Source organism: Bacteroides sp. 1001136B_160425_E2 (assembly GCF_015559655.1).
Classification (GTDB): Bacteria; Bacteroidota; Bacteroidia; order Bacteroidales; family Bacteroidaceae; genus Bacteroides; species Bacteroides luhongzhouii.
In genome coordinates this window covers 61,693-87,340 of sequence record NZ_JADMQH010000020.1, presented here as the reverse complement: position 1 = coordinate 87,340, position 25,648 = coordinate 61,693, and the positions used below count along the sequence as shown (strand labels likewise).

Below are 25,648 nucleotides of genomic sequence, written 5' to 3'. Positions count from 1 at the left end.
CACTATTTAATTTTCAAGTTATCACATCATACAGTCTTTCATTCAATTGGTTCTATCCAAAAAGAATATCGATATACTGTATCTTTCTTTATTTCATATTGCGGACGAGGTCCCGGACCACAGCTGGCATTGCCCAATCCTCGTTGTATACAATCTAAATTGAGAACAACTTCGGAACGACGAATATCCTCTAAGTCATGTCCATATTTTACATTCCACAAATCCTTGTCTGTATAATGCAAAGCACTAAAATCAAAAACATCTGTAGAAGTAATCTTCAGTCCTTTTCCATTGTTAGCTGTTAATGCAATCCAACGTGTATCCGTACGTCCGCCCATTGTTTGAGAACGTGTATAATATTCCCCCATGTCCGAGACAGTACTCTTATACCGACCGATATAAGCAGCGTTCTTACGATCCGGATAATTTTCTATTGGTCCACGTCCATACCATTCAATATTTTCCAATTCAGGATTCAGGAAACTCTGCAATGCCAAACGCGGCAAGTCAAAGCCGGATCCTGTTTTGAATGAAGCATCAACAAACACCTTTCCGTCTCCATGTATGCAATAGGAGACAGAATAAGCTACGTCTTGTTTTCCGAACTTTTCCACTAATTGAACGATGACCGTCACCGATTGTTTGTCTTCTGCCATTTCCCATTTGAATGATGAAAGTTCCTTTTGTGAAGCAATCCACTCCCGCGGATCATTATTTATAGAGCGATACCCATTGAAAACCCAGCCTTCGCGCTGATGTATCATGTTCTTACCATGATATCTTAAAGCGGTCATTTTTCCTTCTTTAGAGTCGAACACGACTTCAAACATATTACCGCGGATATATACACCATGATCTCTTTCTTCGACAATCTTAATCAAATCATTAGTTCCGACCTGCATAGGAGTTATGCTTTCCTCAGGACCTTTTTTAAGCTGGAATTGCTCTGTAGCCACCACATGTCCTGCTTTTGCCCATACACAATCTTTTTTAAGTTTTACCTCCAAATTAATATGATAGTCAGCATCTTCCGTTAAATAGCGTTCATATAAAACCTGTACAGCTCTGTGTTCTCCCGGTTTTCCGTCCGGTAGCGAGAACTCTTCTTCTTTGAATGGAACTCCATTCTTCAACAGTGTATAATGGAGGTTGAAATCGTGTAGATTATATACACAATAGCGATTACGCAGTCCTATGCTGTTTTCCCCATTCTTATCAAAGGTGATATACTGGTATACCTTCTTCACCTCCCATAGTTTTGCAGTAATACGTCGGTCCGGAGTAATCAGCCCATTGCAACAGAAATCATTGTCGTTAGGATAATCTCCAAAACTTCCTCCAAAATAATATCTGTCAGTAGCTTGTCCGGGCATATTGATACCTTGATCTACCCAATCCCAAATACATCCGCCAATCATACGGTTGGAATGATTTTCAATATAATCCCAATACTCTTCCAGATTTCCTACAGCATTTCCCATAGCATGAGCATATTCACAAAGGAAAAACGGTTTATTCCGTTCTTGTTTGTCTTGTTCTATCATGCTTTCCAACGAAGGGTACATGCGCGAATCGATGTCTGCCACGTCATTCATCCCCTCATAGTGTATAAGCCTGTCATCCAATGCTCTTATCGCCTTATAAGAAGCTTCGAAGTTACGCCCGCCTCCAGACTCATTACCCATAGACCAGAAGATCACAGAAGGATGATTTTTATCTCTTTCTACCATACGAACCACCCGATCAACATAGGCACCTTCCCAACTTTCAAGATTGCTCAGTGACATATTTCCGTGGCATTCCAGATCAGCTTCGTCCATTACATAAATACCATAATAATCGCATAAAGCATACATTTTGGGATCATTGGGATAATGACTCGTCCGAAGCGTGTTGAGATTGAATCGTTTAAATAACAACACATCTTCTTTCATACTTTCCACTGGTACAGCTTTACCGAATTGAGGATGGGTATCATGTCGATTAGCCCCTTTAAAATAAGTCAGCTTATTGTTTATATATACCTTCTTATTCCACATATTTATTTTACGGAAACCATATTTCTGGGTTGTCGCCTCCAACACATGACCGTTTTCATCCATCAGTTCAAAGTTTACGGTATAGAGATTCGGCATTTCCGCACTCCATAAAAGAGGATCTCTAATGACTGTCTTTCCCTCGCATCTCACTTCTTTGGTGCTTTCAATTCCATTTGCACCAATAACGAATGAGCGTACCGTAATACCCTTAGTATCAAGCAAAGATACACGCAGTAAAGCATTCGTTTTTTTCAAAGTATAGTTACGCACGTCAGCCTCTACCTTTAATTCTGCCTTATCCAGCCTGTCACTTATCACAGAAGTCAATTTGATGTCACGCAGACGAACCTTAGGAGTAGCAATCAAATACACATCACGATGAATCCCGCTCATCCGGAACATATCCTGATCTTCAAGATAGCTGCCATCACTCCATCTATAGACTTCTACAGCTACCGTATTAGTTCCCCGTTTCACATATTTCGTAATGTCAAATTCGGCATCATTATTTGCACCTTGAGTATATCCCACCTTTTTCCCGTTAATCCATACATACGCAGCACTATATATGCCATCGAAATGAATAAATATTTGTTTGTCTGTCCATTCGTCCGGCAATCTGAAATCACGTCTGTAAGACCCGACTGCATTGGGTTCTTTCTCTATTGTATATTTCCTTTGGGATTGAATAAAAGGAGGATTATTACGAATAGGATAAGCGATATTGGTATAGATAGGAGTCCCATATCCATGCATTTCCCAATTGGACGGAACAGGTATTTCTTTCCAGTCAGACACATCATAGTCAAGCTGATAGAAATTCTTCGGACGTTCAGAAGGCTGTTTCACCCAACTGAACTTCCAATTCCCATTCAACAAGAAGTAACGCGACGAGTTAGTACGTTCCCAGGGATACTGATAAATGGGGTCTTTCTTCATCTCCTCCGTATTGACAAATGGAATAAATGTAGAACGCCCATCCTCTTTGTTTATGGCAAAGATACGTTCATTTTCCCAGTCGTTATCGCTTTCAGTCTTCAATGGAGCAGGCTCTATTTTCATAGAAGACTCTACTATTTTCCATTGCTGATTGCTTTTTGCATCATCCGGTTCTACCTGAAATACAGGTTCTCCCACAAGACCTGCCCCTGAAAACCCTAGACAATAACCACTAGTAGCACTGGAAAACGTATAATTCCCGTTATCGAGTTTAGTCACTTTCCATTGCTGATTTAAGTTTTTTACATCCGCATCCCATTGAATAATAGCTCCTTCTTTTTCTCCGAGTCCTGCATTGTCTATCCCCATTTCAGTAAGCGGGCTTACAATACTATAATACCCCTCTCTTCCTGTCGGACGCAAATTCCAGACTTGTGAACCTTTGTTAGATTCACGTTTAGCTATAAAAATATTTGAATTCGGACTGTAGCTTTCTTGATTATCTAATACCAATCCATTTACAGTATGAATTTCATACCCTTGTTTAGGATCAAATTTCTGTGCCGAAACGGAAAGTAGACAAAAGAAGATAAAGTATATTCCTGCAATTCCTCTCATTGATATAATTTTATTAAATATACCTATTCCGATTATTTAAAAAGTGAAGATTGTTTGTAAACTCCGAATGTATGCAAGGCCGGACATGCCAAACCATCTTGAATACGCAGACGCACATAACCAGCTTTCACAGGACTAAAACAAATGATCCACTTATTCCCTACTGTCTGTTTTTCGCTTGCCTCCGGTATGGACTTCCAATTCTTTCCATCATTGGAATATTCTACACTCCATTTAGTGGTCCGATGTCCTAACTGAATAACTTCTTGCAACATCAAGCAATCAAATTCCGTAGTACGGGGTAATTTAAATGTAATATCGGAGTTTGCTTGACCATCTTTACCGGCATAATACGTTTTTTTATCTGCATCTATCAGATTCTCCGGCCGGAAATTACTACCTCGTACATTTGTTGCATTTATTTTTGAGCCCGCCAATAAATTTTTCGAGAACGTTTCGTCTATACCTTTCTTTAATAAAGCCATATTCAGAGAGTCCGTAGAATGAATAAGTCCACGTCTGTCCGGCGGAAGATTTAGCAGTAATACACTATTATGTCCTACAGACGAGCAATAGATCTCCCAAAGTTCTTTCACACTTTTCACTCTCTCATCTTCTTCCTCATGATAGAACCAGCTAGGACGAATGGAAACATCCGTTTCAGCCGGGACATATGCATTACCACCAAGTACACCCTCGTTTAACTCCTTATAATATTGAGCTTCATCGCGTATCGCTACAGAATCCGTTGTAGCCCAACAAGGATCTCCGGCTTTCCCCGCCTCATTTCCCATCCAACGCACATCAGCGAAAGGATAAGAATTTTTCGTTCCGAAAATGACACAATCAGGCTGCTTTTCGCGCACAATCTTATACCAATGTTTATAAACAGGAGTAATCAGTTCATCTGCTCCTGCACCATCCCACCATGTTTCCCATATTTTACCATAATTACCCATAAGTTCTTCTAACTGATGAGCATAATACTCTTTATATCGTTCAGTTGTATAAAGTGGAGAGAGATGCTCATGTCTGTCGTGAGGTCCAAGATATATGCCGGCCTTTACACCATATTCCTCACAAGCATCCACAAATTCACGAACGACATCTCCCTTTCCCCCTTTCCATGCAGCATTTTTTACGCAGTAATCAGTATATTGGCTTGGCCAAAGACAAAATCCGTCAGCATGTTTTGCAGTAATAATACCACATGGAATACCAGCCGATTTCAGTGTTTCCATCCACTGCCGGCAATCTAAAGCGGTAGGATTGAAAATAGCGGCCGGCGCTCTCCCATCTCCTTCATTTACATATTCTTCGAATGTATTAATACCAAAATGAAAAAAAGCAATCATCTCACGATCATACCATTCCAATTGTCTTTCACTCGGAACTAATCCGTAGGGTTCCGGAGCTTTTTGTGCAAAAGTTTGCATAAACAAAGCTGTCAGTCCCGTTATTAATAAAGTTCTTTTCCTGTTCATCTTCATGTATCAGCTATTTTGTTAATAATATTCTCTAAATAAGAAAACCCCGCAAAATCAAGCAATAAAGTTAGAAAAATCTTGCGGGGTCTGCCATATGTATGGCAACTTTTTCCAGTTTTTATTTACATGCCATAAGCATAGACTTCAGCAAAACATGCGGTCTTATTACCATCAGTACTTGATTCAACTTTAATCATTATCTGACGTCCTTTAGTAGGAACAATACCAAATATCTGAGTAATCGGAGTATCTAACATGGTAAATGAACCCACTTCTTTCCATGAACTGTCATCACTAGAGATAGCAACGTCACTGTCACTTACATAGAATTTACCTGACATCTCGTTTTTAAACACATCTCTAGGAACAATACGAATGTGAGTGAATAAAGTTTCTCTCTTCGTGTCAAACCATAAATAATGAGGTGGATTAGGTATAGGATTTTTCCATCTGGAATTCCAGAACGTATTCACGTTACCATCAATCGCATGTTCTGCCCCACCTTGATAATCACCTTCCATTTCAGCACCTTTAGAATCCGAAGAGGCTTTTGCTTCCCACTTATCCCTATTTTGTATATAACCCATGATACGTATAGCTAAAGGGTATATGTTCTTTCCATTCTGTATGCCAAATATAGAAGTTCCCACAATCTCTATTGGCAGCAGATAATCTCCCGGACCTAAATCTTTAATATCGACTTTGACATTGATAGAAGCCTCGGGAGTAGTTTGAGACAATGTCAAAGACTCATCGAATGAATATCCGCTTTCCAACAGTTGAAAACTGGTTCCATGTGTTTCGTTGTATGACTTTACATAATCAGCATTAGTTGCGAAACTGCAATCAATGTTCCAACCCGTATTTTCTACATTCAAAACAACAGGGACAGGCAATGATATAGATTGTAATGGACTACCTAAACTTTCTTCATGATATTCCAAAGCAGTAGTTTTAAACCCGACAAGAGGTCTTACAATATCTGTTACCTGCAAAAATATATTATTTTTATTTGCATTTACAGAGTCCGTATCACTGCTCAAATACAGCGGAAGTACCCACACAGCATCCGGATCGTCTTCACTATCATCAGCCACTATTTGAGGATCAAATGATATATTGAACTCTTTATAGTTTTCTTCTGACGTAAAATCAAAATGAGTGTTACTAATCGTATAAGCTTCTTCTGTGATCAACTTATATTTTACATTCTCCAGATTGCTATATTTTTCATCCAATTCTTTCTGGGTCATTACTTTCAAATCAGCCGTCGCTGTAAGTTCAGGCATCACTCCACCCTTCAAAACTGAATAATTAAATACATTTTTCTTTCCTGTAACGAGTAAATTCAGTTCCTGTTTACCATATGTTTTCAAATACACTATTTTATGGAACTCCTCTGGAATCATTTTCTCCAGATCATAATCTGATTTATTACAAGAAGCCAGTAAAATCAAGCCTCCTGTCAATAACGTTACTAATATTTTCTTTTTCATACTAAATTTCTTTATACGATTAATATCCCGGGCACTGAACTAACTGAGGATCGTTTGCAATTTCACTCCAATCAATAGGCCACATATACATACGGTTATCCCATTGGAAAGGTTGATTAATCGTTACTCTTCTATTCAATTCCCCAAATTTAGGGTCCATACCTGCATTTTCGACATTAAGCCCTTCTCTTGCCCCAGCCTTCAACTGTTCGGGAGCAATCATCCAGCGACGTACATCGTAATAACGATGCCCTTCTCCCCAAAGCTCAATGAATCGTTCCGAACGTACCCAGTCAACAATTGTCATTTCGCTCGTAACGTCCGCCTCTGTCAATTCAGGCACTCCCGCACGTTTACGTATAGGATTTAAATACTTAATCGCATTACCTATCTCTCCAAGTTCAGCATAGCATTCAGCCACGTTCAAATAAAGTTCGCCCAAACGGAATAAAGGTTTAGGATAATTTTTGTTGCTTATTGCTCCTGTTACACTTGATATTTTTATGTTTGGCGCTATATGCTTTTTCATAAAGAAACCTGTAACAGTGAAGTCACGGTTCGCGTGATTAGGATTATATCCTTGTTTTTCCTTATCTCTTAAGTTTATCCTCAAAGGTTCTCCGTCACAAATTTCCGTAGAGTAATCGTCGCCGTCAAAAGATATTGTGGCATAAAAACGAGGTTCTCTATAAGCATTCAGCTTTATAATTTCCGGTCGATCTAAATTAGCACTTTCCAGCCATTCAGTCTTGGGAGCGAACTCGCTATCTTTTTCAGGCAATTTCCCATTCTTTGTATAAAAATGTTCCGCGCTATAAAGAGTAGGAGCCAGTCCGCACCATCCTTCCATCCAACTATTATTTGCTTGATTATAACAAACGATATGTTTCGGTGACTGTGCTTCGAAATTTATTCTGTCATGAGAGCCATTGCCTTGCAAGAATAATCCCCAAATAGTCTCTCTGTTTCCGTCATCCTCATTGGAAGCAGTGATAGAGCGTAACATAAGTACTCTTTGTGCAAACTCTTTTCCTTCCGGCGTCGATGTATCTACTCCCGGGATATATGGCAAACCTACATCCATCAATGTTTTGGGCATATTATCCAAATCTATTAACTTGCGTTTTCCTCCATCTTCACTTTCTGCATATTTTAAAGCAGCAAGGTTAGCCGCAAGCGCTGTTTCCCATTTTTTCCTGTCTTTGGTAGTACTCACCAGTTCCTTTCCATACCCTGGAGTCTCATATTTGTCATTTTTCCAGTCAGGATAAGGGAAACGACCATTCCATAAATCAGAAGCAGCATACAACAACGTACGTCCTTTCAAAGCCAAAGCAGTCGTTTTGGTAGCACGCCCCCAATCATCTGCATTGCCTACATCCGGCAGCGCATTGATAGTCTCATCCTTTAATTTCTGATTTACTATATAGTCTACCACATAATCGAAATGCGAACGTCCCGGAAATTCTTCCGGCAATGTACCTTGTGACGGTCTTTCATCTATAATAGGAATAGGACCATACATTTCTAACAGACGAAAATGATAATAGGCCTTCAAAAATTCGGATTCCGCATACCAACGTTTTATATCTTGCTCCGTAGCTCCTAACGGAGAACTACCTGCAAGCAATTTTTGGAACATATTACATTGTCCTATTGAATTATACAGATCGCTCCAATACCCACCAGCATTAGAAGCCGAACGTAAATTCCACGCTGTATTCTGGTTATTATCATTCCAAAGGGGAGGAGATACAGTTTCATCAGCCGACCATTCAAAAATAGAATAGAAAAAAGGAGACGTATTTTCTACCGCCACATAACATGAGTTGATAAAATTTACAACATCTTCCCGGTCTTTCATCGTATCGTTTATTGTAGCCTGTTCCGGTGGAACCACATCAAGATAATCACATGATGTCACACATACACTAAGACCTAAAATCATGCTACATGCTATATTCCTTGCTTTATGTTTTCTCATAACAATTAAAATTTCCAGTTAAAAATTCATTTGTACACCAATGTTAAATGTGCGTTGCAACGGATAAGAGTTCCAGCTCAATTCCGGATCCCACAAATCGAACGGACTCCAAACAGCTAAGTTATCACCGCTGAAGTAAACGCGACAATGTGGGAAGCGATACCCTACTTCGAGTGTTTTGAAACGGATAAAGTTACCATTACGCATCCAATGACTACTTTCTTGAGCGTTGTTTCCTATATCGGACCAAGACAAGCCAAGCCTAGGGAATTGAGCATTCTGATTATCTTTTGTCCAATGATCATCGGCAATCCATTTCATAACGTTCGAGTTATATTGTCCGAAATCTGTAAACGATCCATGAATCATAATATTACGTTTTGCCGATCCGTTGAAGAACACACCAAAATCAAACTTCTTATAAGTCAGATTCAACCCGAAACCATATTGTATCCTAGGTGTTGTTCCATAAGGAGAAAGCATCACCTTATCATCGTTGCTGATGATACCGTCACCATTTACATCGCGATACTTAATATCACCTGCCCGTGGCTGGCTTCCAAGTCCTGTTTGGTCAGCCCATTGTGCAACTTCTTCATCGCTCTGGAAATATCCTTCAGCCAGATATCCCCACGAAATGCTCAACGGCTGGTTGTTTTTCTTATGCCATACTGACGAATAGTTGGGGTCATCGTAATAAACATATTTGTTCTTATTATAAGTAAAGTTTCCTCTAAGGTCCATTACTAAATCTTTAACAAGTTCCTTACGCCAATTTACGCTAAATTCTACCCCCTGATTATCTACCTTACCAATATTACTCCACGGAGTTGTATTAGCATAACCGGTAAGTATAGGCCATGAGCCGCGTTTCATCAATATTTTGTGTCTGCGATCATAGAAATAGTCGAATGTTATATTCAGTTGGTTGAATAACTCCAGGTCAACACCAATATCCAGTTTGTTCACTCTTTCCCAACAAGCATCTTCTACTGCAAATGTATTGAAAACCGGACCACTATAAGCATATTCTCCATGATAACCTGTATGGAACGTATTTCCTGAAAGAGCTACATTATCCACATAAAGATAATGTCCTGCACCTTCATCAAGCCCGTCACTACCTACAATACCGTATGAACCTCTTATCTTAAAATGATTTATATATTTCTGCAAAGGTTCCCAAAAGTCTTCACTACTCGGCACCCATCCTAATGACATTGCAGGGAAGAATTCAAAACGGTTATCTTTCGCAAGTCGTTCCGTACCATTGTATCCAAAGTTGAATTCAGCAAGGTATTTATGCTTATAATCGTAAGTAAATCGTCCGGAAAAGCCTTGAAGACGATTGGGGCGTACTCCATTTCTGAATTCCCTTTGCATGTACATCAACATACCGGAAACATTATGGTTACCAAAGGCACGATTGTAATCCAATCTAGCATCAAAATAGAAAGTATTATCAGATGAATACCCTTTATCCTGTTCATTAATATAATCGGTACCACTCTCTCCCAGTCTTTCCATTTCATACGTATCAGGACTGTTCGGATCCCATGTACTCTTATTCATTCTATAGTAATAAGGATCCATCCATCTATCGAAACTGGACGAAGACCAATTCTTAAAGTTTACAAGAGCTGTAACCTTAAGTCCTTTGGTTATAAAATCCAATTTCTGCTCAATGTCCATTACGGTATTTAATGTATTGTAGTTTGTTTCCGTCAGTTTACTAAGCATCAAGGCATAAGGATTGGTATAAAGTTCCCATCCTGATAAGATATCATTACCAAAACGAATATGTGTATCACCTTCACGAGCCGGATATGTTGCCGGAAAAGCTGTAGGATTAACCTTCCATGCAGCATCGAACAATGAAGATACAGAATTTCCCGGTCCTTTCTGATGACCTATCTGAGTATTCATTTTCAAACTTATCTTTGTAGTAGGAGTCAAAGTATAATTTATATTGTTCTGAAATACATATGTCCATTGACTAATATTGTTGTCAAACGAATATGTTTTCGGGATATCCAACATACCAGTGTCATGAGAAGCCTGTAAACTCATGTAATACGTAACTTTCGATCCACCTCCGGATATGTTAATGTTAGCACGTTCATTCCATGTGGAATTCTTGAACATTACATCCTGCCAGTCTACACTAGGATAACGATATGGATACTTTCCACTTCTTGTAAAATCTATTTCGTCAACAGTATACCTCGGATTTTTGTCTCTTGCCATCGCAGCTTCATTATAAATCTCCATCCATTGCGCTCCGTCAACATATTCCACAAATTTCATACTTTTCTGCATGGAGGCTTCTGCCGATACGCTTATTCTGGCTTTCTGATTCAGTTCTCCCTCTTTCGTCGTAACCATCATCACTCCGTTTGCTCCACGAGCACCATAGATAGCCGTTGCAGAAGCGTCCTTTAACAAAGAAAAACTCTCAATACTTTCTGCAGGTATACGGTTAAGGTCTTCTTTAGAAATCTCCACACCGTCTAATAAAATGAGAGGTGTAGCACGTCCGCCGAATGTTCCGATACCACGAATATAAAATTCTGAAGCAGATCCTGGTTCACCACTAGTCGTCTTGGATATTACACCGGCCAGTTTACCTGCTATATTATTAGTAAGAGAAGAGGACGGAGCATTAAGGACTGTTCCTTTTATAGAAGTGATAGCCCCCGTTACAGAAACTTTCTTTTGTGTTCCGGCTCCTACAATAACCACCTCTTCCAATATCTTATCGTCAGACACCAACTTTATATTTACCTCACCCTGATCTGTTATATAAACAGTTTGAGTTGCATAACCGATGTAACTAATTTCTAAAGTCACATGCTTTCCCCTTGGTATCTGAATAGAGAAATGTCCGTCTACATCACTAATTACACCGATTTTTTCATCTTTAATCCGAACATTTGCCCCTATGACAGGCGTATTATCAGAATTATCGACAATTGTTCCTACCACAGTACGCATTTCTACTTTCTTTTGCTGTGCAACTTCCAGTTCCACCGTTTCTTTTACCGCCTCTATAGGTGCTTCATCAGCCATAGCCATAAGAGGATAAGTTAACAACAAGCAAAAAAGAGGGCGTTTCAGCCAGCCCGTTTTGTTAAGCAATTTGTATTTTCCCATGCTTTACATAATAAATTAGATTAGAACTTAAATATATCCTTCGTCATAATTGATATGATAGAATATTTCACTCTGACATTCTTCCCACGAAAAATCGTATAAATTCATCATGAGGTATTACCGTGTTCATTCATAGCTTTAAGAATTTTATATAATAGAATCAAATCACCTCTTCGTTTTGAAGAAGTCAAGGCAAATATATTTGAGCCATGTTAATAAAATGTCTAAATATGGGTTAGCAAACTTATTAACCCTGCACATTTTTTATTAACACACCCATAAATCACTATGAATAAACAGATTAAGCAATCAAAGGAGTATAATAAGTCTAAAGAAAAGCAGTTTATTACAAGAGATATTTAAACGAGCTTTCCAGGATAAATACACATTTAGCAGGCATATTGGGCTTTATTTAAAAGTAACCAATATGCCATAAGATAATTCGAATATATGTAGCGAAATAAAATTATAAAATCTGGGGAAGTTTTATAGATTCATATCCAATTGAATAGTTTACGTTCATCGTTTTTTTATAGAGATTGACAAAAGAGTTATAGCGCCTCAACGCTTCTTCCGGATTTCCCATTTTGCGATAAGCACATACCATATAAAATAATCCCTGCTCATTCAACGGATCTGCGTAAGCCCATACATTACAGAGTTTAATCACCAACACAAAATTAGCTATATTATATGCTTTGTTTACCTCAACAGGAACTATAGTCAAGATTGTTTCCTCTACTTTATATTTATAACTATCAAACAATTCATGGTCTATCGCATTTAAGAAACGGCCACGAATCCATATTTTCAAAAGCCTGCCAACAACTTCCGAATCCAAAGTATTGCCCGAGTTAAGAATATGCGCGAAACTAGCATAATCACAATAGAAATCATCACAAGTTTTCAAGATAAAACGACCTCTGTCGTGCACGTGTATAAGTTCTATTCCATCAAGTTCCTGCAATATTTTTCTAATATGATTGATTGCAACCCCTTTCAAATTCTTAACCTTATCATTCGTTTTTTCCGGCCAAAATATTTCATTCATTGCAGAAGAGAAAATACCGTCGTCCCAAATACTGTGCAACAAAATATACAGAAAAATAGTGCGTAACTTTGGAGAGAACATATATGCAATATCCCGTCCTTCACGATCAAGCACGGAAAAGGTGCCAAAAAGATAAATGGCATTCCGATCCCTATAATGGATTTCCATCAAGTTAGCTTCCTCAACTTTATCCACCTTTACCAACCTTTCCGCCTCTTTTTGTTCCTGTTCGGAAGGTGCATCAGCAATTTTCGCTACGTTCTTTTTTTTCTTATATACCGCCCAACATAATACAACTAAAACGCTTAATACCAATCCCCCCATGGCAGCATATACCTGCCACAATTCGCGTGTAGCTTCCAACTCATAACGCTTCATTTCATTTAGCGAAACAGGAGGAGCTTGCAAAGAATACATTCTAACAGCTGCTTCTCCTTGTTTCTCAAACTCCTGTACCAAACAATAAAACTCTTTCCGTTTGTTGCTATAATACAAATTGACATTCGTAGCAATCTCTTCCGAAATAAAAGGAATACTATCCCCCAACTCCTCACAACTTCCATCTGCTATATTCATGCGATAAAGCAACGCATACGATTGAGGCAGATATTCCGGATAACCCAAAAAATAAATTGACTGCTCATCTTCAGACAAGATCATGTTACGTGCCACTACACGATTGTTACCGGACATCGGTTTCTGTTCCCACAATTTTCGAATTGTCTGTTGCTCTAAATCAACACGATAAAGATCATAATAATATTGTACTCCGATATTCTGATCTCCTGCCTCATTCCCTTTTCCACCATAAATATAGGCATACTTATAATTATCAGAAACTGCCAACCCTGCAAAAAAACGGGGAGTAATTCGATCACCGGAAAACTGGATAGTATCCCAACGGGCCTTTTCCACCTCATACGACAAAAAACAATCACTATATCGCCGCATACCATAACCACCAAACAACAGGAACTTTTTCTGGTAAGGATGATAAAAACCACAATGATGATGTAAGCAGATACAAGTAGCGAAAGGATCCATAGAAGCCAGTCTCCATTGCATAGTATCAAGTGAGAGTTCCGCCACCATTTTCTCCCAAGTCAGTTCATAAGCATAAATCTTACCGGACTGATCATCTAAAAAATTCATCCCCAAACAAAGGTCCCCAGGAAAAGCAGAAAAATTTCTATAGGGCTCAGCTTCTAATGCCTTAGATTGTATATCATAGGAAATCAAAGAATCCTTATTATAAATATACAGTTTTTGTTCTCTTTCGCTAAAATTCACCCCAACTGGAGTAGAAGAGCAATAACAGAATTCGGACTTCCAATAATATGACTGGTTGATCAGCCAAACAGGTTGTTTTACTTGTCCGATTACCTCTCCCTTATCATCATGTACATCTTCACCACTACTCTCGTCCAGAGGAATTTTCCAAGTCTTCTTTCCGTTAGATACTGAAAGATTCCAAATAGAAAAAGAAGCCGTTTCAAGAATATAGTCGCACATTCCAAAATATACCATAGGTGAAAAACGCCCATCATCGAGACCTACTCCCGCAAGCGACACACTGTCTTTTCCTATCTTGATTTCTGCTCGGTTTTGTGATACCAACAGACGCAAAGATATAGGAATCACTTTTTTATTTTTCAACGAGTCAATAGCATACTTTGTCGAATAATAAGATCTCTTACCATCCTCCGAAAATATAAAAAAAGCCTCCTTTTCCCCACATAAATAAGTAAAATTGTAAGACTTATTATTACGATTATCTTTCAACAAAAGGATATAACCAGGACTCCATATATTTTGTATCGAACAGTCAAAACTAATTTTTATTTCATTAGAAAAATCCGGCAGCTTATCATCCGTAAAAACTTGATAAGAAGACCTTTCTGCAATTTTTTTCTCATTCCCACAAAAGAGAAGTCCCTGCGCCAAGCAACGAGAGCTTACTAACAATATCCATAGTAAACATAAAACATATATGATATAATTGTGCTTCCTTTCTTGTATAGCAATATATTCCACGTTCATAGTATTGAAAAAATCATTTCATGATTATAATGAAAGCAAAGATAATGTTTTTATATAATCTTTCAAAAAAAAACAGTTTCTTGAAAGCCTGTTGTTTTATTTGAAACTATTGTTCAAAACGACTATCTTTGTGCAAAGATTAAGATATAGATAAAAGATTTGCACTATGAAATATGATATTCCGTATATGTCAACAGAGGCTGTAAGCCTACTTAAATCACTGATTAGCATCCCCTCAATCAGTCGGGAAGAAACCCAGGCTGCGGATTTCCTGCAAAACTATATTGAAATGGCGGGTATGCAGACTGGACGTAAAGGTAATAATGTGTGGTGCTTTAGTCCGATGTTTGATCTGAAGAAGCCGACTATTTTACTTAACTCCCACATAGACACGGTGAAACCTGTTAATGGATGGCGGAAAGATCCGTTCACTCCACGTGAAGAAAACGGCAAGATCTATGGATTAGGAAGCAACGATGCCGGTGCCAGCGTTGTTTCGTTATTACAGGTGTTCCTGCAACTATGTCGTACTTCGCAAAAATACAATCTGATTTACCTTGCTTCTTGCGAAGAAGAGGTTTCAGGCAAGGACGGGATTGAGAGTGTATTGCCGGGACTTCCTCCAGTCTCATTCGCTATCGTAGGAGAACCGACGGAAATGCAACCTGCCATTGCCGAAAAGGGATTAATGGTATTGGATGTGACCGCAACAGGTAAAGCGGGACACGCAGCACGTAACGAAGGAGACAATGCTATTTACAAGGTATTGGATGATATTGCCTGGTTCCGTGACTATCGTTTTGAGAAAGAATCACCCTTGTTAGGTCCCGTGAAAATGAGTGTTACTGTCATCAATGCCGGCACACAACACAATGTGATTCCCGATAAATGTACTTTCATCGTTGATGTCCGGAGTAACGAGCTTTACTCAAACGAAGAATTGTTTGCTGAAATCAAAAAGCATATTTCCTGTGAAGCCCAAGCTCGTTCATTCCGTCTCAATTCTTCACGAATTGACGAGAAACACCCATTTGTACAGAAAGCTATGAAGTTAGGACGCGTTCCTTTTGGTTCTCCAACATTGTCCGACCAGGCATTAATGTCCTTCCCATCGGTAAAAATTGGACCGGGCCGTTCGTCACGTTCACACACGGCAGAAGAATATATCATGTTAAAAGAAATAGAAGAAGCTATCGGACTTTATTTAGAGTTATTGGACGGACTTCTGATCTAATAAAAGTCATTGGTGAATTGATAGTTGTTATCCTATTATATAATTCTCAACTATCAATTCACCCATACAATAAAAACAAAGCAACGATTATTCAAACAACTTCGATAAAGCTTCCTCCAGTTTTTCACCCCTTAAATTTTTGTCTATAACAATCCCCGTAGGATCTACAAGGAAAGTTCTGGGTATAGCATAGATACCATATATATCAGAAGCATCCACATCCAACAATTGTGCCCAATTCATTCCAAGTTCTTCAATAGCAGCCCTCCAAGGTTTCAGTTTCCGATCTGTAGATATGCTAATCACCTCAAATCCCTTAGAAGCATATTTTTCATAAGCAGCTCTCACATTGGGCATTTCATGCCGGCAAGGTCCGCACCATGAAGCCCAAAAGTCAATCAATACATATTTTCCCTTACCTACATAATCGGACAAGAGCTTCGTGTTACCTATATTATCTTTCACTTTAGCATCCAAGAAACGTTCGCCAATCTTTATCTTAGCATCCATATCCCTAAAGTGGACAATAGCAAAACCATTCAGTTCATCAAAGATTTCTACGCAAACTACGTTTTTGGAGCAAAGAATTATGTTCCGGCAGTAAAAAAGCATTGTACAGCCAAATTGCAAAAGCAGCTGAAAGATAACTACGAGTATGACGGCGAAGGATATGCGATATGGAACTTCCGAACAGGTATGCAAGACGGACCAAGCGACATATCTAAAGTAACATCAGTAGCTGCATTGGGAAATGGTTTATACAAGGTCAATTTCATTGATATGGGAATAAAGGGTAACCGTACTTTGAAAATTATCGACGTAAACGGGACACTGAAGTTCGATGCTATTAAATAATCCCCTCTAAGCAGATATATTATCAATTTAGCAGATAACCCAAAAAAACTTACTATTCAATCAAACAATGAAAGTAAATCATCTATAAGACTACATCCTTCACCGCTTTCACCTTCTTCCTGAAACCTCTATTCTAAGCAGGAAAGCGGGTGAAAGCGACCATACAAAAGCCCTTCTATCACGCTTTCACCACTTTCACCGACACACTTCAAATCGTTTCCATTTACCGCCGGAGCACATCACGAGATACCCCATAATAACCCGCCGCAGCCACATAAATCGGCTGCATACGTTTGCCGATATTTCGCAATTTACCTTCTTCCAGCAATCGCCGGAGATGACGATTCGCCGTAGTCCGTGTCATACAGCATACTTCCTGAAAATCGTAGCGAAGCATTACGTCATGATCGGCGAAATATTCCTTCAGCCGCATATCTATCTCCACTGCCGACAAGGATTCCGAATGGCGTGCATACTTGCTTCGGCTGCCCTTAACACCTACCAGTTCTCCCCGCAAACGGGCATCGGGACGAAAACCGATTGTTTTCAACTCCATTTTCGACCATTTGTTCTTAGTGCTGCGAGTCACCTTTTGCGTGCTCCTCAAAATAGGGGCAAAATAGCCTAGCCCCTCGATATGTACCTCACGTCCCTCGCGCAGTTCTTCACCACAAATTTGGGCAAGCATCTCGAACGCATTTTTTACATCACCTACGGAAAGCGAACTGCGTCCGTGAATCATCCGGCACAGTTTATCCGTTCCCACCTTACCATTCAAAAAAATGCGGGGATGCAAACCTTTCTCTTCCGAATCGTCGGACTCACCGGGATTCTCATACCAATCGTAAAGTATAGCCATCAGCAGTTAACGTTTTGATAGTGAATACATTTCATGTAAAAACTTTAAGTTTATCATCAAACCACTACTGTGGTTCATTTAAATCACAATCGTTATCCAATTAGATCACTCTTGTCATTTGATTGAACCACGAAAGTGAATCAACAATAACTCTTCGTCAAAGATACGATAAAAAATAGAGAAAAGGATGATAAGAAGCCGACTTCTTCAGGTACGTAGAAATTAATATTTTTTCCGGAGAAATACTTGCAAACCGGTATCATCCTATAGTACATTCGCAGTATCAGCGCTGAACAATAAACCGATTTTAATCACTTAAAAATAGAAAAAATAATGAATGCAATAACATTGATATGGAGACAGGTATTGAAGGAACTAAACTTGTTTCAGATGAAGGAGAACAAAGAAGATGCAGTTGAGAAAACAGACAAAGAGCTACAGAAAACGCTAAAATGTCATGAAGATAAATATACCGTTCCCCTGCCGGACACAGTACCGCCTACTGAAAGAGAGAAGGAGACAGAACGAAAACAACCGGTCCGATTAACCCAAGAGGTACGTACATTCCTGCAAAAACAGTATGATTTTCGTTACAACCTATTGACGGAAGAAACGGAATATCGTCCTGCCAACAAGCGTGCCGTTCCTTTCGAACCTGTAAGTAAGCGGGAACTGAACACTTTCTGTATGGAAGCACACGACCAGGGCATATCCTGCTGGGATAAAGACTTGAGCCGTTACATTTATTCCACTTGTATTCCTGAATACCATCCTTTCCGGCTTTACATGGAAGAACTACCCGGCTGGGATGGGACAGACAGACTGGAGGCTTTGGCGCAGCGTGTCTCTGACAATCAGCTCTGGATAAAAAGCTTCCATACCTGGATGCTGGGACTCACCGCCCAATGGTTAGGCATGACGGGAATACATGCCAACAGCGTAGCCCCCATACTTGTCAGCAACGAGCAAGGACGACAAAAATCCACATTTTGCAAGGCACTGATGCCGCCGGCACTGTCACGTTATTACATGGACAACCTGAAGCTGTCTGCACAAGGAAAATCCGAAAGGTTACTTGCCGAAATGGGACTTCTGAACATGGATGAATTTGACAAGTACGGCACACAGCAAATGCCATTATTGAAGAATCTGATGCAAATGGCAAACCTGAATATCTGCAAAGCTTATCAAAAGAATTTCCGCAACTTGCCGCGCATCGCTTCTTTCATCGGTACAAGCAACCGCTTTGACTTGCTCACCGATCCCACCGGTAGCCGGCGATTCATCTGCATTGAAGCAGAACATCTGATCGATTGCGAAGGTATCATGCACGATCAGATCTATGCCCAACTGAAAGCTGAACTGCTCTCCGGCATTCGCTATTGGTTCACCAAAGAAGAGGAACGAGAACTGCAACACCATAACGCTGCTTTTTATCATCCGTGTCCGGCAGAGGAAGTCTTTCATGCCTGCTTCCGGATAGCTAAAGATGATGAAGAGGGAAGCGAACGGCTCTCGGCTTCGGACATATTCAGGAGACTGAAGATGTATAACCCCGCTGCCATGCGTGGAAGTAATCCGGCTACGTTCGCGCAAGTTTTGCTTGCGGCAGGGGTCACCCGCAAACACACCAAATATGGGAATGTATATTTGGTGAAACCGATGAAAGCGGCATAAAGCTCTAGACAGAGGGAGGGTTCACCCGTAAGAAACTGGGAAATAACAGTTTACAAAGGAGTGAAAGAGGTGAAAAGAAATAAAGAGTATTAGGAGAAGATAAGCTACAAATAATAAGAATCTGAATAGAAAATCAGAAAAAACATGATGATCTATTCAGATTCTTACTATTTCCGGATATTTATCCTACTATCCATTTACTGCCCGGTATAAACGATATGATCTTAGTTGTTACAAAACAACAGACAAATGTAACCACTGCGATACATGGTATAGCGGCAACAGTGGGAAGCGCCAACGTATCTTTGAACACAGTCACCCACAGTCCGAGCCAGAATATGTGCATAAGATACATACCATAGCTAAGTTTTGATGTTTCCGTCACCAACCTGGGAGCTTGCGGACGTTTGATACATGTAAACATAAGGAATGTACCCGTTGTGAGAAGCACACAGTTAATCGTACAGAAAGCCCATCCTATTTCTATTACAGGTGTGGAATGGATTTCGCCGGGTATAGCCTGCACATAGAATGAATAAATAGTCCATACAGCACCGATTACCATTAAAATGGTTCCTATAGTGAAACGTTTGGAACGATTCCAGGTAAGGTGTACGCGAATGTAATGCGCCAGAACAAGATAGCCCAGATAACCGGAGAAGTACCACAACATGTGATATTCATTCCAGAAACATTGTCCCCACACTTCACCGCACCAACGATTGAGATAAGGTATACAGGTTGACAACACAAACAACCCTATAAAAAAACGTTCTTCTTTAGCCGTGGCTTTTCTCAACCATGGGGATATAATAGGGATAAACAAGTAAAGGCTTATCAGGGGATACATAAACCACAAGTGTCCGGCTAGCGTCGGGAAATTCAGGAATATCCGCGACAAGTCCTTCATAGATGTTTCTCCGTCTATCTGTCCCCACAACATAGGTAGAGTGCTGTACAGTAGCATGAATATAAAAAACGGTGGAAGGATGCGAAGACAGCGCTGGCGATAGAATTGCCACATAGACTGCTCTTCCTTCATCGGTGCAAGCAGGAAGGCAGAGACTATCATGAACAGGGGTACCGCCATACGTGAAAAACCGTCGTATACTGATACCCATAGCCGGTCTGCTTCATTCGCTAGAAAAGACTGCGGTCCCGCCATATCAGTGGATCCGGGAGCACCGTAGAAGTTCTCACTGGCATGAACAAGGATGACGAGAAAGCATGCAAACACACGGATGTAATCTAAAAAAACAATACGTTTCATTTATTCTATGTTTTCTATTTATTAGTTTATTCTTTTGTATTCGGGAACGCAGATATTCTCAACCGTGCTGCACCCATAGGGATCAATGTTATTTCTTCTTTATCACCTTTCACCGCATCTTCTTCCGGCAATACGCCACACAGTCCTGTTTCGTCTATCTTCCATTCAGGAACCAAACGACCGGTAGCTTTCACTTCCAAAGGTACACTGGCTACTGTGAAAGGATAGTTGTCGGCCGGCCAGGATTTACGGATTACTTTGAAGTTCTTCAAAGGCTCTTTCTTATCCAGTACCAATGAATAATTCCAAGGGCTATCCGGATAGATTTCAGTAGTAGGCCATTTCTTCGAATCAGCACCTTTCTGCCATTTAGAATCACCGATAGCAGTTTCACGGCTGTCTTTCTCTACATATTTCTCTGCAATCTTAAGAGACAAAGTCAAAGGTCCGTAATCTACACTCACGCTGTTTTTGTTAACCTGCCAGGTACGCATAGACAAAGACATCGGAAGAGTCAATTCCACACGATCACCATTCGCCCACTCGCGATTGACGCAAAGATATTTTCCCGCTACAGGAGCTGCACTTACCTTCTTGCCATTCACTCGAACTTCCGCCTTTCGAGTCCATGAAGGAATGCGAAGATAAAATGGAAAAGCGACCTTTTCATCGGTAGAAATCGTGAAAGTGATGCCTTCTTCAAAAGGATAATTCGTCTCTTCACAGAGAGTGATTTTCTTACCGTCACCCACTTTCACTGTAGCTTTGCAAGCTGCATAAATAGCTGTTGCCACTCCGTTGTCAGGAGTTGCCAATACCAGATGTTCGGCAAAGTAAGGCCAGCCTTGTGCATGATTGTGTTGGCAGCAACGACTGCTGAAAGGATTCATTGAAAGGAACGGACCACGATTGTCAATGCCCGGATGATGGTTCTTCGAATCACTGATAGCATGATTCGGGCAAGTGATATAACGCAATGCTTTAAAGTCCGGCATCACGGCAGCCGGATAAGAGTTGAATGCCACTTCTTCACAGTGTTCCGCCCACATGGGGTCTCCTGTCATGCAAAGCATGATTTCGTCGGAAGCCATTTGTTCTACCAAGCCGCAAGTTTCCACTCCCTGACGGGGATCAATATATCCTAAACGGGCATTTTCGTCCGCACCGAACATACCTCCGGGAACCTGACCAAAAGTACGTCGAATCAGATGATGGACATTATAAGAGGCTTTCAGCATCGCTGAATCTCCGGTCTGCATATAATAAGTAGCAGGCTCACGGAAACATTGAGCGATATTTACATTGTGCCAGTTAGGTAAGGAGGTGGATTTCGTCCAGTCGGCAGTATTACGGTGAATCTTCTCGGCTAACTCGAGCAGGAAAGCATCTCCGGTATGATTATAAAGCCAGTAGATACTGATGATATTGTCACCGCCACGGCTTTTTTCCCAATAATCTTCCAGAAGCTGGTCGTCGGGAACGGTCATCTGCCACTTGAAGTAATTCGTCATCAGGTCTATGACACGTTGATCTTGAGAGTACTCATAATAAGATTGCAGACACCAAAGCATAATCATCTGTGCCCAAAGTTCGCGTTTGCCGTTACGTTCATTGACCGGACCGAAATAGCCATCCGGCTGGCGACTGGCAAATACACCTTCAATCCAATATTTGGTTTCTTCTATCATCTTCGGGTCGTTCAGGATATATGCCAGATTGCCATACCCCTTGAGCCAGTAAGGAACTTCCTCCCAACCGTGGTCTCCGCCAGTCGTCAACCAGGCATTATTATCCTTTTCCAACCAAGCACTGATTTCTCCCAAATGTCCGGTCAGACCATCACGCTGCAATTCCAAATATTTCTTTACCCAACCTTCGGGCTGGATACTACCTACTGGTAACTTTATAAAATTCAACGGTCGAAGCGGAGCACGATACCCGATATAATTGATATTGACTGACTGTATGTCCGGTCTGTCCACTACCGTCACCGTACCACTAGAAGAAGCAGGCGCACAAGCTGTAACTGCCACTCCAAGCACTATCGATGCAAAAAGTCCTTTAGTTTTATTTTTTTTCATTTCGTCTATTCTACTGATTCCGGAAATCATCCTAATTTTCCTATGAGCCCTATCGAACACCAACAAATTACATTCGAAGCAAAGAACGGATAATCTCTGATCAGACAACCCGTTCTTCAATGGCATGAACTGCCTTTATAACCTATTTATCAACAGAGAATTTGAAGATACATTGGCTTGTATACTTTTCGCCCGGGCGAAGTACAGCCGACGGCCATTCCGGTTTGTTCGGTGTATCCGGATATTTCTGCGTTTCGAGACATACGGAAGCGCGTTGGTTGTAAGTAATGCCTTTCTTTCCGGTCAGTGAACCATCGAGGAAGTTACCTGCATATACTTGAATACCCGGTTCGTTAGTATAAACGTCGAGTACGATACCAGTCTTCGGTGATTTCAAAGAAGCGCATTTACGGGTTACGTCGCCTTTCGTGTTCAATACCCAGTTGTGATCGTAGCCATTGCCGTTTTTCAGCTGTACGAAATCATAATCGTTGATACGTTCGCCTACCGGAGTCGGGGTACGGAAATCCATCGGAGTTCCTTCTACCGGAACGATCTCGCCAGTCGTCATAAAGGTGCTGTCCACCGGAGTATAATAGTCCGCATCCACCATCAGCAAATGACCGGAATTGTTGCCGGCATCGCCTTCAAGGTTAAAATAGGAATGGTTGGTCATATTTACAATCGTCGGTTTGTCTGTTTCCGCTTCGTATTGAATATCAATGGCATTATCGTCCGTCAGTTTCATCAACACCTTGCAAGTGATGTTTCCCGGAAAACCTTCTTCACCGTCTTCTGCACGGTAAGTCAACTGCAATTCCTGCGGGTTCAACAATTCTGCATCAAACACCTGGTATTGGAATCCTTGCGGTCCGCCGTGCAGACAATGACCGTAGTTATTGCGGGGAAGCTGATATTCTACATCATCCAATGTGAACTTGCCCTGGTTGATACGATTGGCATAACGTCCGATAGTAGCACCGAAGTCCGAAGGTTTGCTGATATAGTCCTGAATAGAATCGAAACCGAGAACAACGTCACGCATCTGTCCGTCTTTGTCGGGAACCATCACTGAAACAATACGTCCACCGAAGTTCGTGATACAAACTTCCATGTTGTTCTTGTTACGCAGAGTGAACAAATCAGTCTTCTTTCCATCTACTTCTGTCTGGAATTTACTCTGCAATAAACCGGAATCTGTAACCTTTTCAGCTTTCGGAGTACAAGCTGCCATTAAAAGGGCGGCAACTGCCCATACACATAACTTTTTCATGATACAATTGTTTTTTTTAATATTAGTTTTCAGCTATTCATATTTAGATGCAGACGACGCGGATAACACGTTTTTTCTAATCTTGCATCAGAAAAAGAACCGCATCATCCGCGTTATCAGCGTTCAATTTACTATGTCAGCATATTACTGTATACTATTCAATAAATCTACCTTTCCTTCATTAACCAGCTTCAAAATCAACTCACCGAAAAGAGTATTCTGCCAGGCGAACCATGCGCGGGTAAATTTCTTCGGATTATCCTTGTGGAAAGATTCGTGCATAAAGCCGGTGTCAGCATCTGTGTCCATCAACATCTTAATGCAAGTCTTGATTTCGGCATCATTCTGACTTGTGAAAGCCTTCATCATAATACTCATCGGCCACACCATGTCATAACCGATATGCGGTCCGCCGATTCCTTCGCCTGCCTTGCCTTTAAAGAAATAAGGATTGTCCTCACTCCACACAAAACGGCGGGTATTCTGATAAATCGGATCGTTCACATTCACATCACCCAGATAAGGCATCGCAAGCAAACTCGGCACATTGGCGTCGTCCATCAGATGATGATTTCCAAAACCATCCACCTCGAACGCATAGATTTTACCATATTTAGGATGATTATACACCGCATATTTCTTTAAAGCTGTTTCCACCTCCTGCGCCAGGTCTTTACATTCTTTAGACAAGGCTGTCTTCTTGTTTACCTTCTCCAGGATCTCGGCAGCCTTACGCAAGGAAGATACGGCAAAGAAATTGGAGGGAACCAGGAATTGAAGCGTAGTAGCGTCGTCCGAAGGACGGAAACTGGAAACAATCAAACCGACTGGTTTCACCGGTGCTCCCAGACCGTCATTGCTCACAGTATCCAGTGCACGTTCCGTCTTACGTTGGAATTTATAAGGACCTACTCCGTCTTTGCGTTGTTGTTCTTTGAATGTTTTCAGGACATTAGTGATTGCCTGAATCCACTCTTCATTGAATATGCTCGCATCTCCGGTAGTCTTCCAGTAATGATAGGCCAAGCGCAACGGATAGCATAAGGAGTCAATTTCCCATTTACGTTCGTGCAACTCCGGTTTCATGTCCGTAAGGTCGCTCATCCAATGACCGTCAGGAATAGCACCGTCATTAAAAGCGTTCGCGTACGGATCGATATTGATACATTTGAACTGACGGAGAATAACTCCTGCCAGCATTTCTTTCAGTTCGGGGTCCGAATTAGCTAATTGCACGTAAGGCCATACCTGCGCACCGGAATCACGCAACCACATGGCATGAATATCGCCCGTATATACGAACGTATCCGGTTTGCCATCGCTTCCTTTACGGAAATGTACGGTTGTATCCAGTGTATTCGGGAAACAGTTGGTAAACATCCATGCCAACTTCGCATTCTTTAAAAGTTTCTGTACACGGAGAATCTCCTTCTCTACCGCATTGGAACGGAACAGGCGATTGGATATTTCCGGGCGGTTATCTTTCTGAATGGCATCCGCCAGACATACATGCATTTCCGGCATACGGTTGGAGGCTTGCAGCTCCCCGCCACAGAGAAGCATACCTGCCAGCATACCTGCGCTGATATATT

The 25,648-nt window shown here is 40.8% G+C and carries 14 protein-coding genes and 1 pseudogene; 3 read left to right on the top strand and 12 right to left on the bottom strand.

Features of this window, described 5'->3' with window-relative positions:
- Window positions 1-38: 38 nt before the first annotated feature.
- The 6 genes from I2I04_RS18785 to I2I04_RS18760 all read right to left on the bottom strand — a co-directional run bounded on the left by I2I04_RS18785 (window position 39) and on the right by I2I04_RS18760 (window position 14,408).
- Window positions 39-3,596 (bottom strand): glycoside hydrolase family 2 TIM barrel-domain containing protein, encoded by a 3,558-nt coding sequence (locus tag I2I04_RS18785; protein ID WP_143256888.1) that lies wholly within the window; start codon window positions 3,594-3,596, stop codon window positions 39-41.
- A gap of 32 nt (window positions 3,597-3,628) precedes the next feature.
- On the bottom strand, window positions 3,629-5,080 hold the full coding sequence (locus tag I2I04_RS18780) for an alpha-L-fucosidase (protein WP_195470181.1): 1,452 nt from the start codon (window positions 5,078-5,080) through the stop codon (window positions 3,629-3,631).
- 125 nt (window positions 5,081-5,205) lie between these two features.
- Window positions 5,206-6,579: a BT_3987 domain-containing protein gene (locus I2I04_RS18775; RefSeq protein WP_195655659.1), complete on the bottom strand. Its 1,374-nt coding sequence runs from the start codon at window positions 6,577-6,579 to the stop codon at window positions 5,206-5,208.
- 19 nt (window positions 6,580-6,598) lie between these two features.
- The gene (locus I2I04_RS18770) at window positions 6,599-8,563 is read right to left on the bottom strand and encodes a RagB/SusD family nutrient uptake outer membrane protein (protein ID WP_143256886.1); all 1,965 of its coding nucleotides are present in this window, start codon (window positions 8,561-8,563) and stop codon (window positions 6,599-6,601) included.
- Window positions 8,564-8,581: 18 nt separating this feature from the next.
- Window positions 8,582-11,716: a SusC/RagA family TonB-linked outer membrane protein gene (locus I2I04_RS18765; RefSeq protein WP_143256885.1), complete on the bottom strand. Its 3,135-nt coding sequence runs from the start codon at window positions 11,714-11,716 to the stop codon at window positions 8,582-8,584.
- 466 nt (window positions 11,717-12,182) lie between these two features.
- Entirely contained in the window at window positions 12,183-14,408 is a 2,226-nt protein-coding gene (locus I2I04_RS18760) for a hypothetical protein (RefSeq protein ID WP_195655658.1), read from the bottom strand.
- A 565-nt stretch (window positions 14,409-14,973) separates the two neighbouring features.
- On the opposite strand from I2I04_RS18760, the gene I2I04_RS18755 reads away from it, so the two are divergent.
- On the top strand, window positions 14,974-16,041 hold the full coding sequence (locus I2I04_RS18755; protein ID WP_195655657.1) for a M20 family metallo-hydrolase: 1,068 nt from the start codon (window positions 14,974-14,976) through the stop codon (window positions 16,039-16,041).
- A gap of 87 nt (window positions 16,042-16,128) precedes the next feature.
- Here I2I04_RS18755 and I2I04_RS18750 read toward each other — a convergent pair.
- A pseudogene (locus I2I04_RS18750) lies at window positions 16,129-16,557 on the bottom strand (TlpA family protein disulfide reductase); the annotation flags it as partial.
- Window positions 16,558-16,560: 3 nt separating this feature from the next.
- Between I2I04_RS18750 and I2I04_RS18745 the strand changes: the two are divergent.
- The gene (locus tag I2I04_RS18745) at window positions 16,561-16,896 is read left to right on the top strand and encodes a hypothetical protein (protein WP_229127017.1); all 336 of its coding nucleotides are present in this window, start codon (window positions 16,561-16,563) and stop codon (window positions 16,894-16,896) included.
- Window positions 16,897-17,119: 223 nt separating this feature from the next.
- Here the strand turns inward: I2I04_RS18745 and I2I04_RS18740 are convergent, their stop codons facing one another.
- Window positions 17,120-17,755 carry an HU family DNA-binding protein gene (locus tag I2I04_RS18740; RefSeq protein WP_143256861.1) on the bottom strand — a complete coding sequence of 212 codons (636 nt, stop codon included), beginning with the start codon at window positions 17,753-17,755 and terminating at the stop codon, window positions 17,120-17,122.
- 333 nt (window positions 17,756-18,088) lie between these two features.
- On the opposite strand from I2I04_RS18740, the gene I2I04_RS18735 reads away from it, so the two are divergent.
- A complete protein-coding gene (locus tag I2I04_RS18735) occupies window positions 18,089-19,432 on the top strand; it encodes a VapE domain-containing protein (RefSeq protein WP_195655656.1) in 1,344 nt (447 codons plus the stop codon).
- Between the two features lie 181 nt (window positions 19,433-19,613).
- Here the strand turns inward: I2I04_RS18735 and I2I04_RS18730 are convergent, their stop codons facing one another.
- The 4 genes from I2I04_RS18730 to I2I04_RS18715 all read right to left on the bottom strand — a co-directional run bounded on the left by I2I04_RS18730 (window position 19,614) and on the right by I2I04_RS18715 (window position 25,619).
- The gene (locus I2I04_RS18730; protein ID WP_195655655.1) at window positions 19,614-20,702 is read right to left on the bottom strand and encodes an acyltransferase; all 1,089 of its coding nucleotides are present in this window, start codon (window positions 20,700-20,702) and stop codon (window positions 19,614-19,616) included.
- Between the two features lie 26 nt (window positions 20,703-20,728).
- Window positions 20,729-22,783 (bottom strand): beta-L-arabinofuranosidase domain-containing protein, encoded by a 2,055-nt coding sequence (locus tag I2I04_RS18725; RefSeq protein WP_195655654.1) that lies wholly within the window; start codon window positions 22,781-22,783, stop codon window positions 20,729-20,731.
- Window positions 22,784-22,925: 142 nt separating this feature from the next.
- On the bottom strand, window positions 22,926-24,056 hold the full coding sequence (locus I2I04_RS18720; protein WP_143256857.1) for an aldose epimerase family protein: 1,131 nt from the start codon (window positions 24,054-24,056) through the stop codon (window positions 22,926-22,928).
- Between the two features lie 144 nt (window positions 24,057-24,200).
- Window positions 24,201-25,619 carry a glycoside hydrolase family 125 protein gene (locus I2I04_RS18715; RefSeq protein ID WP_223225813.1) on the bottom strand — a complete coding sequence of 473 codons (1,419 nt, stop codon included), beginning with the start codon at window positions 25,617-25,619 and terminating at the stop codon, window positions 24,201-24,203.
- Window positions 25,620-25,648: the final 29 nt, after the last annotated feature.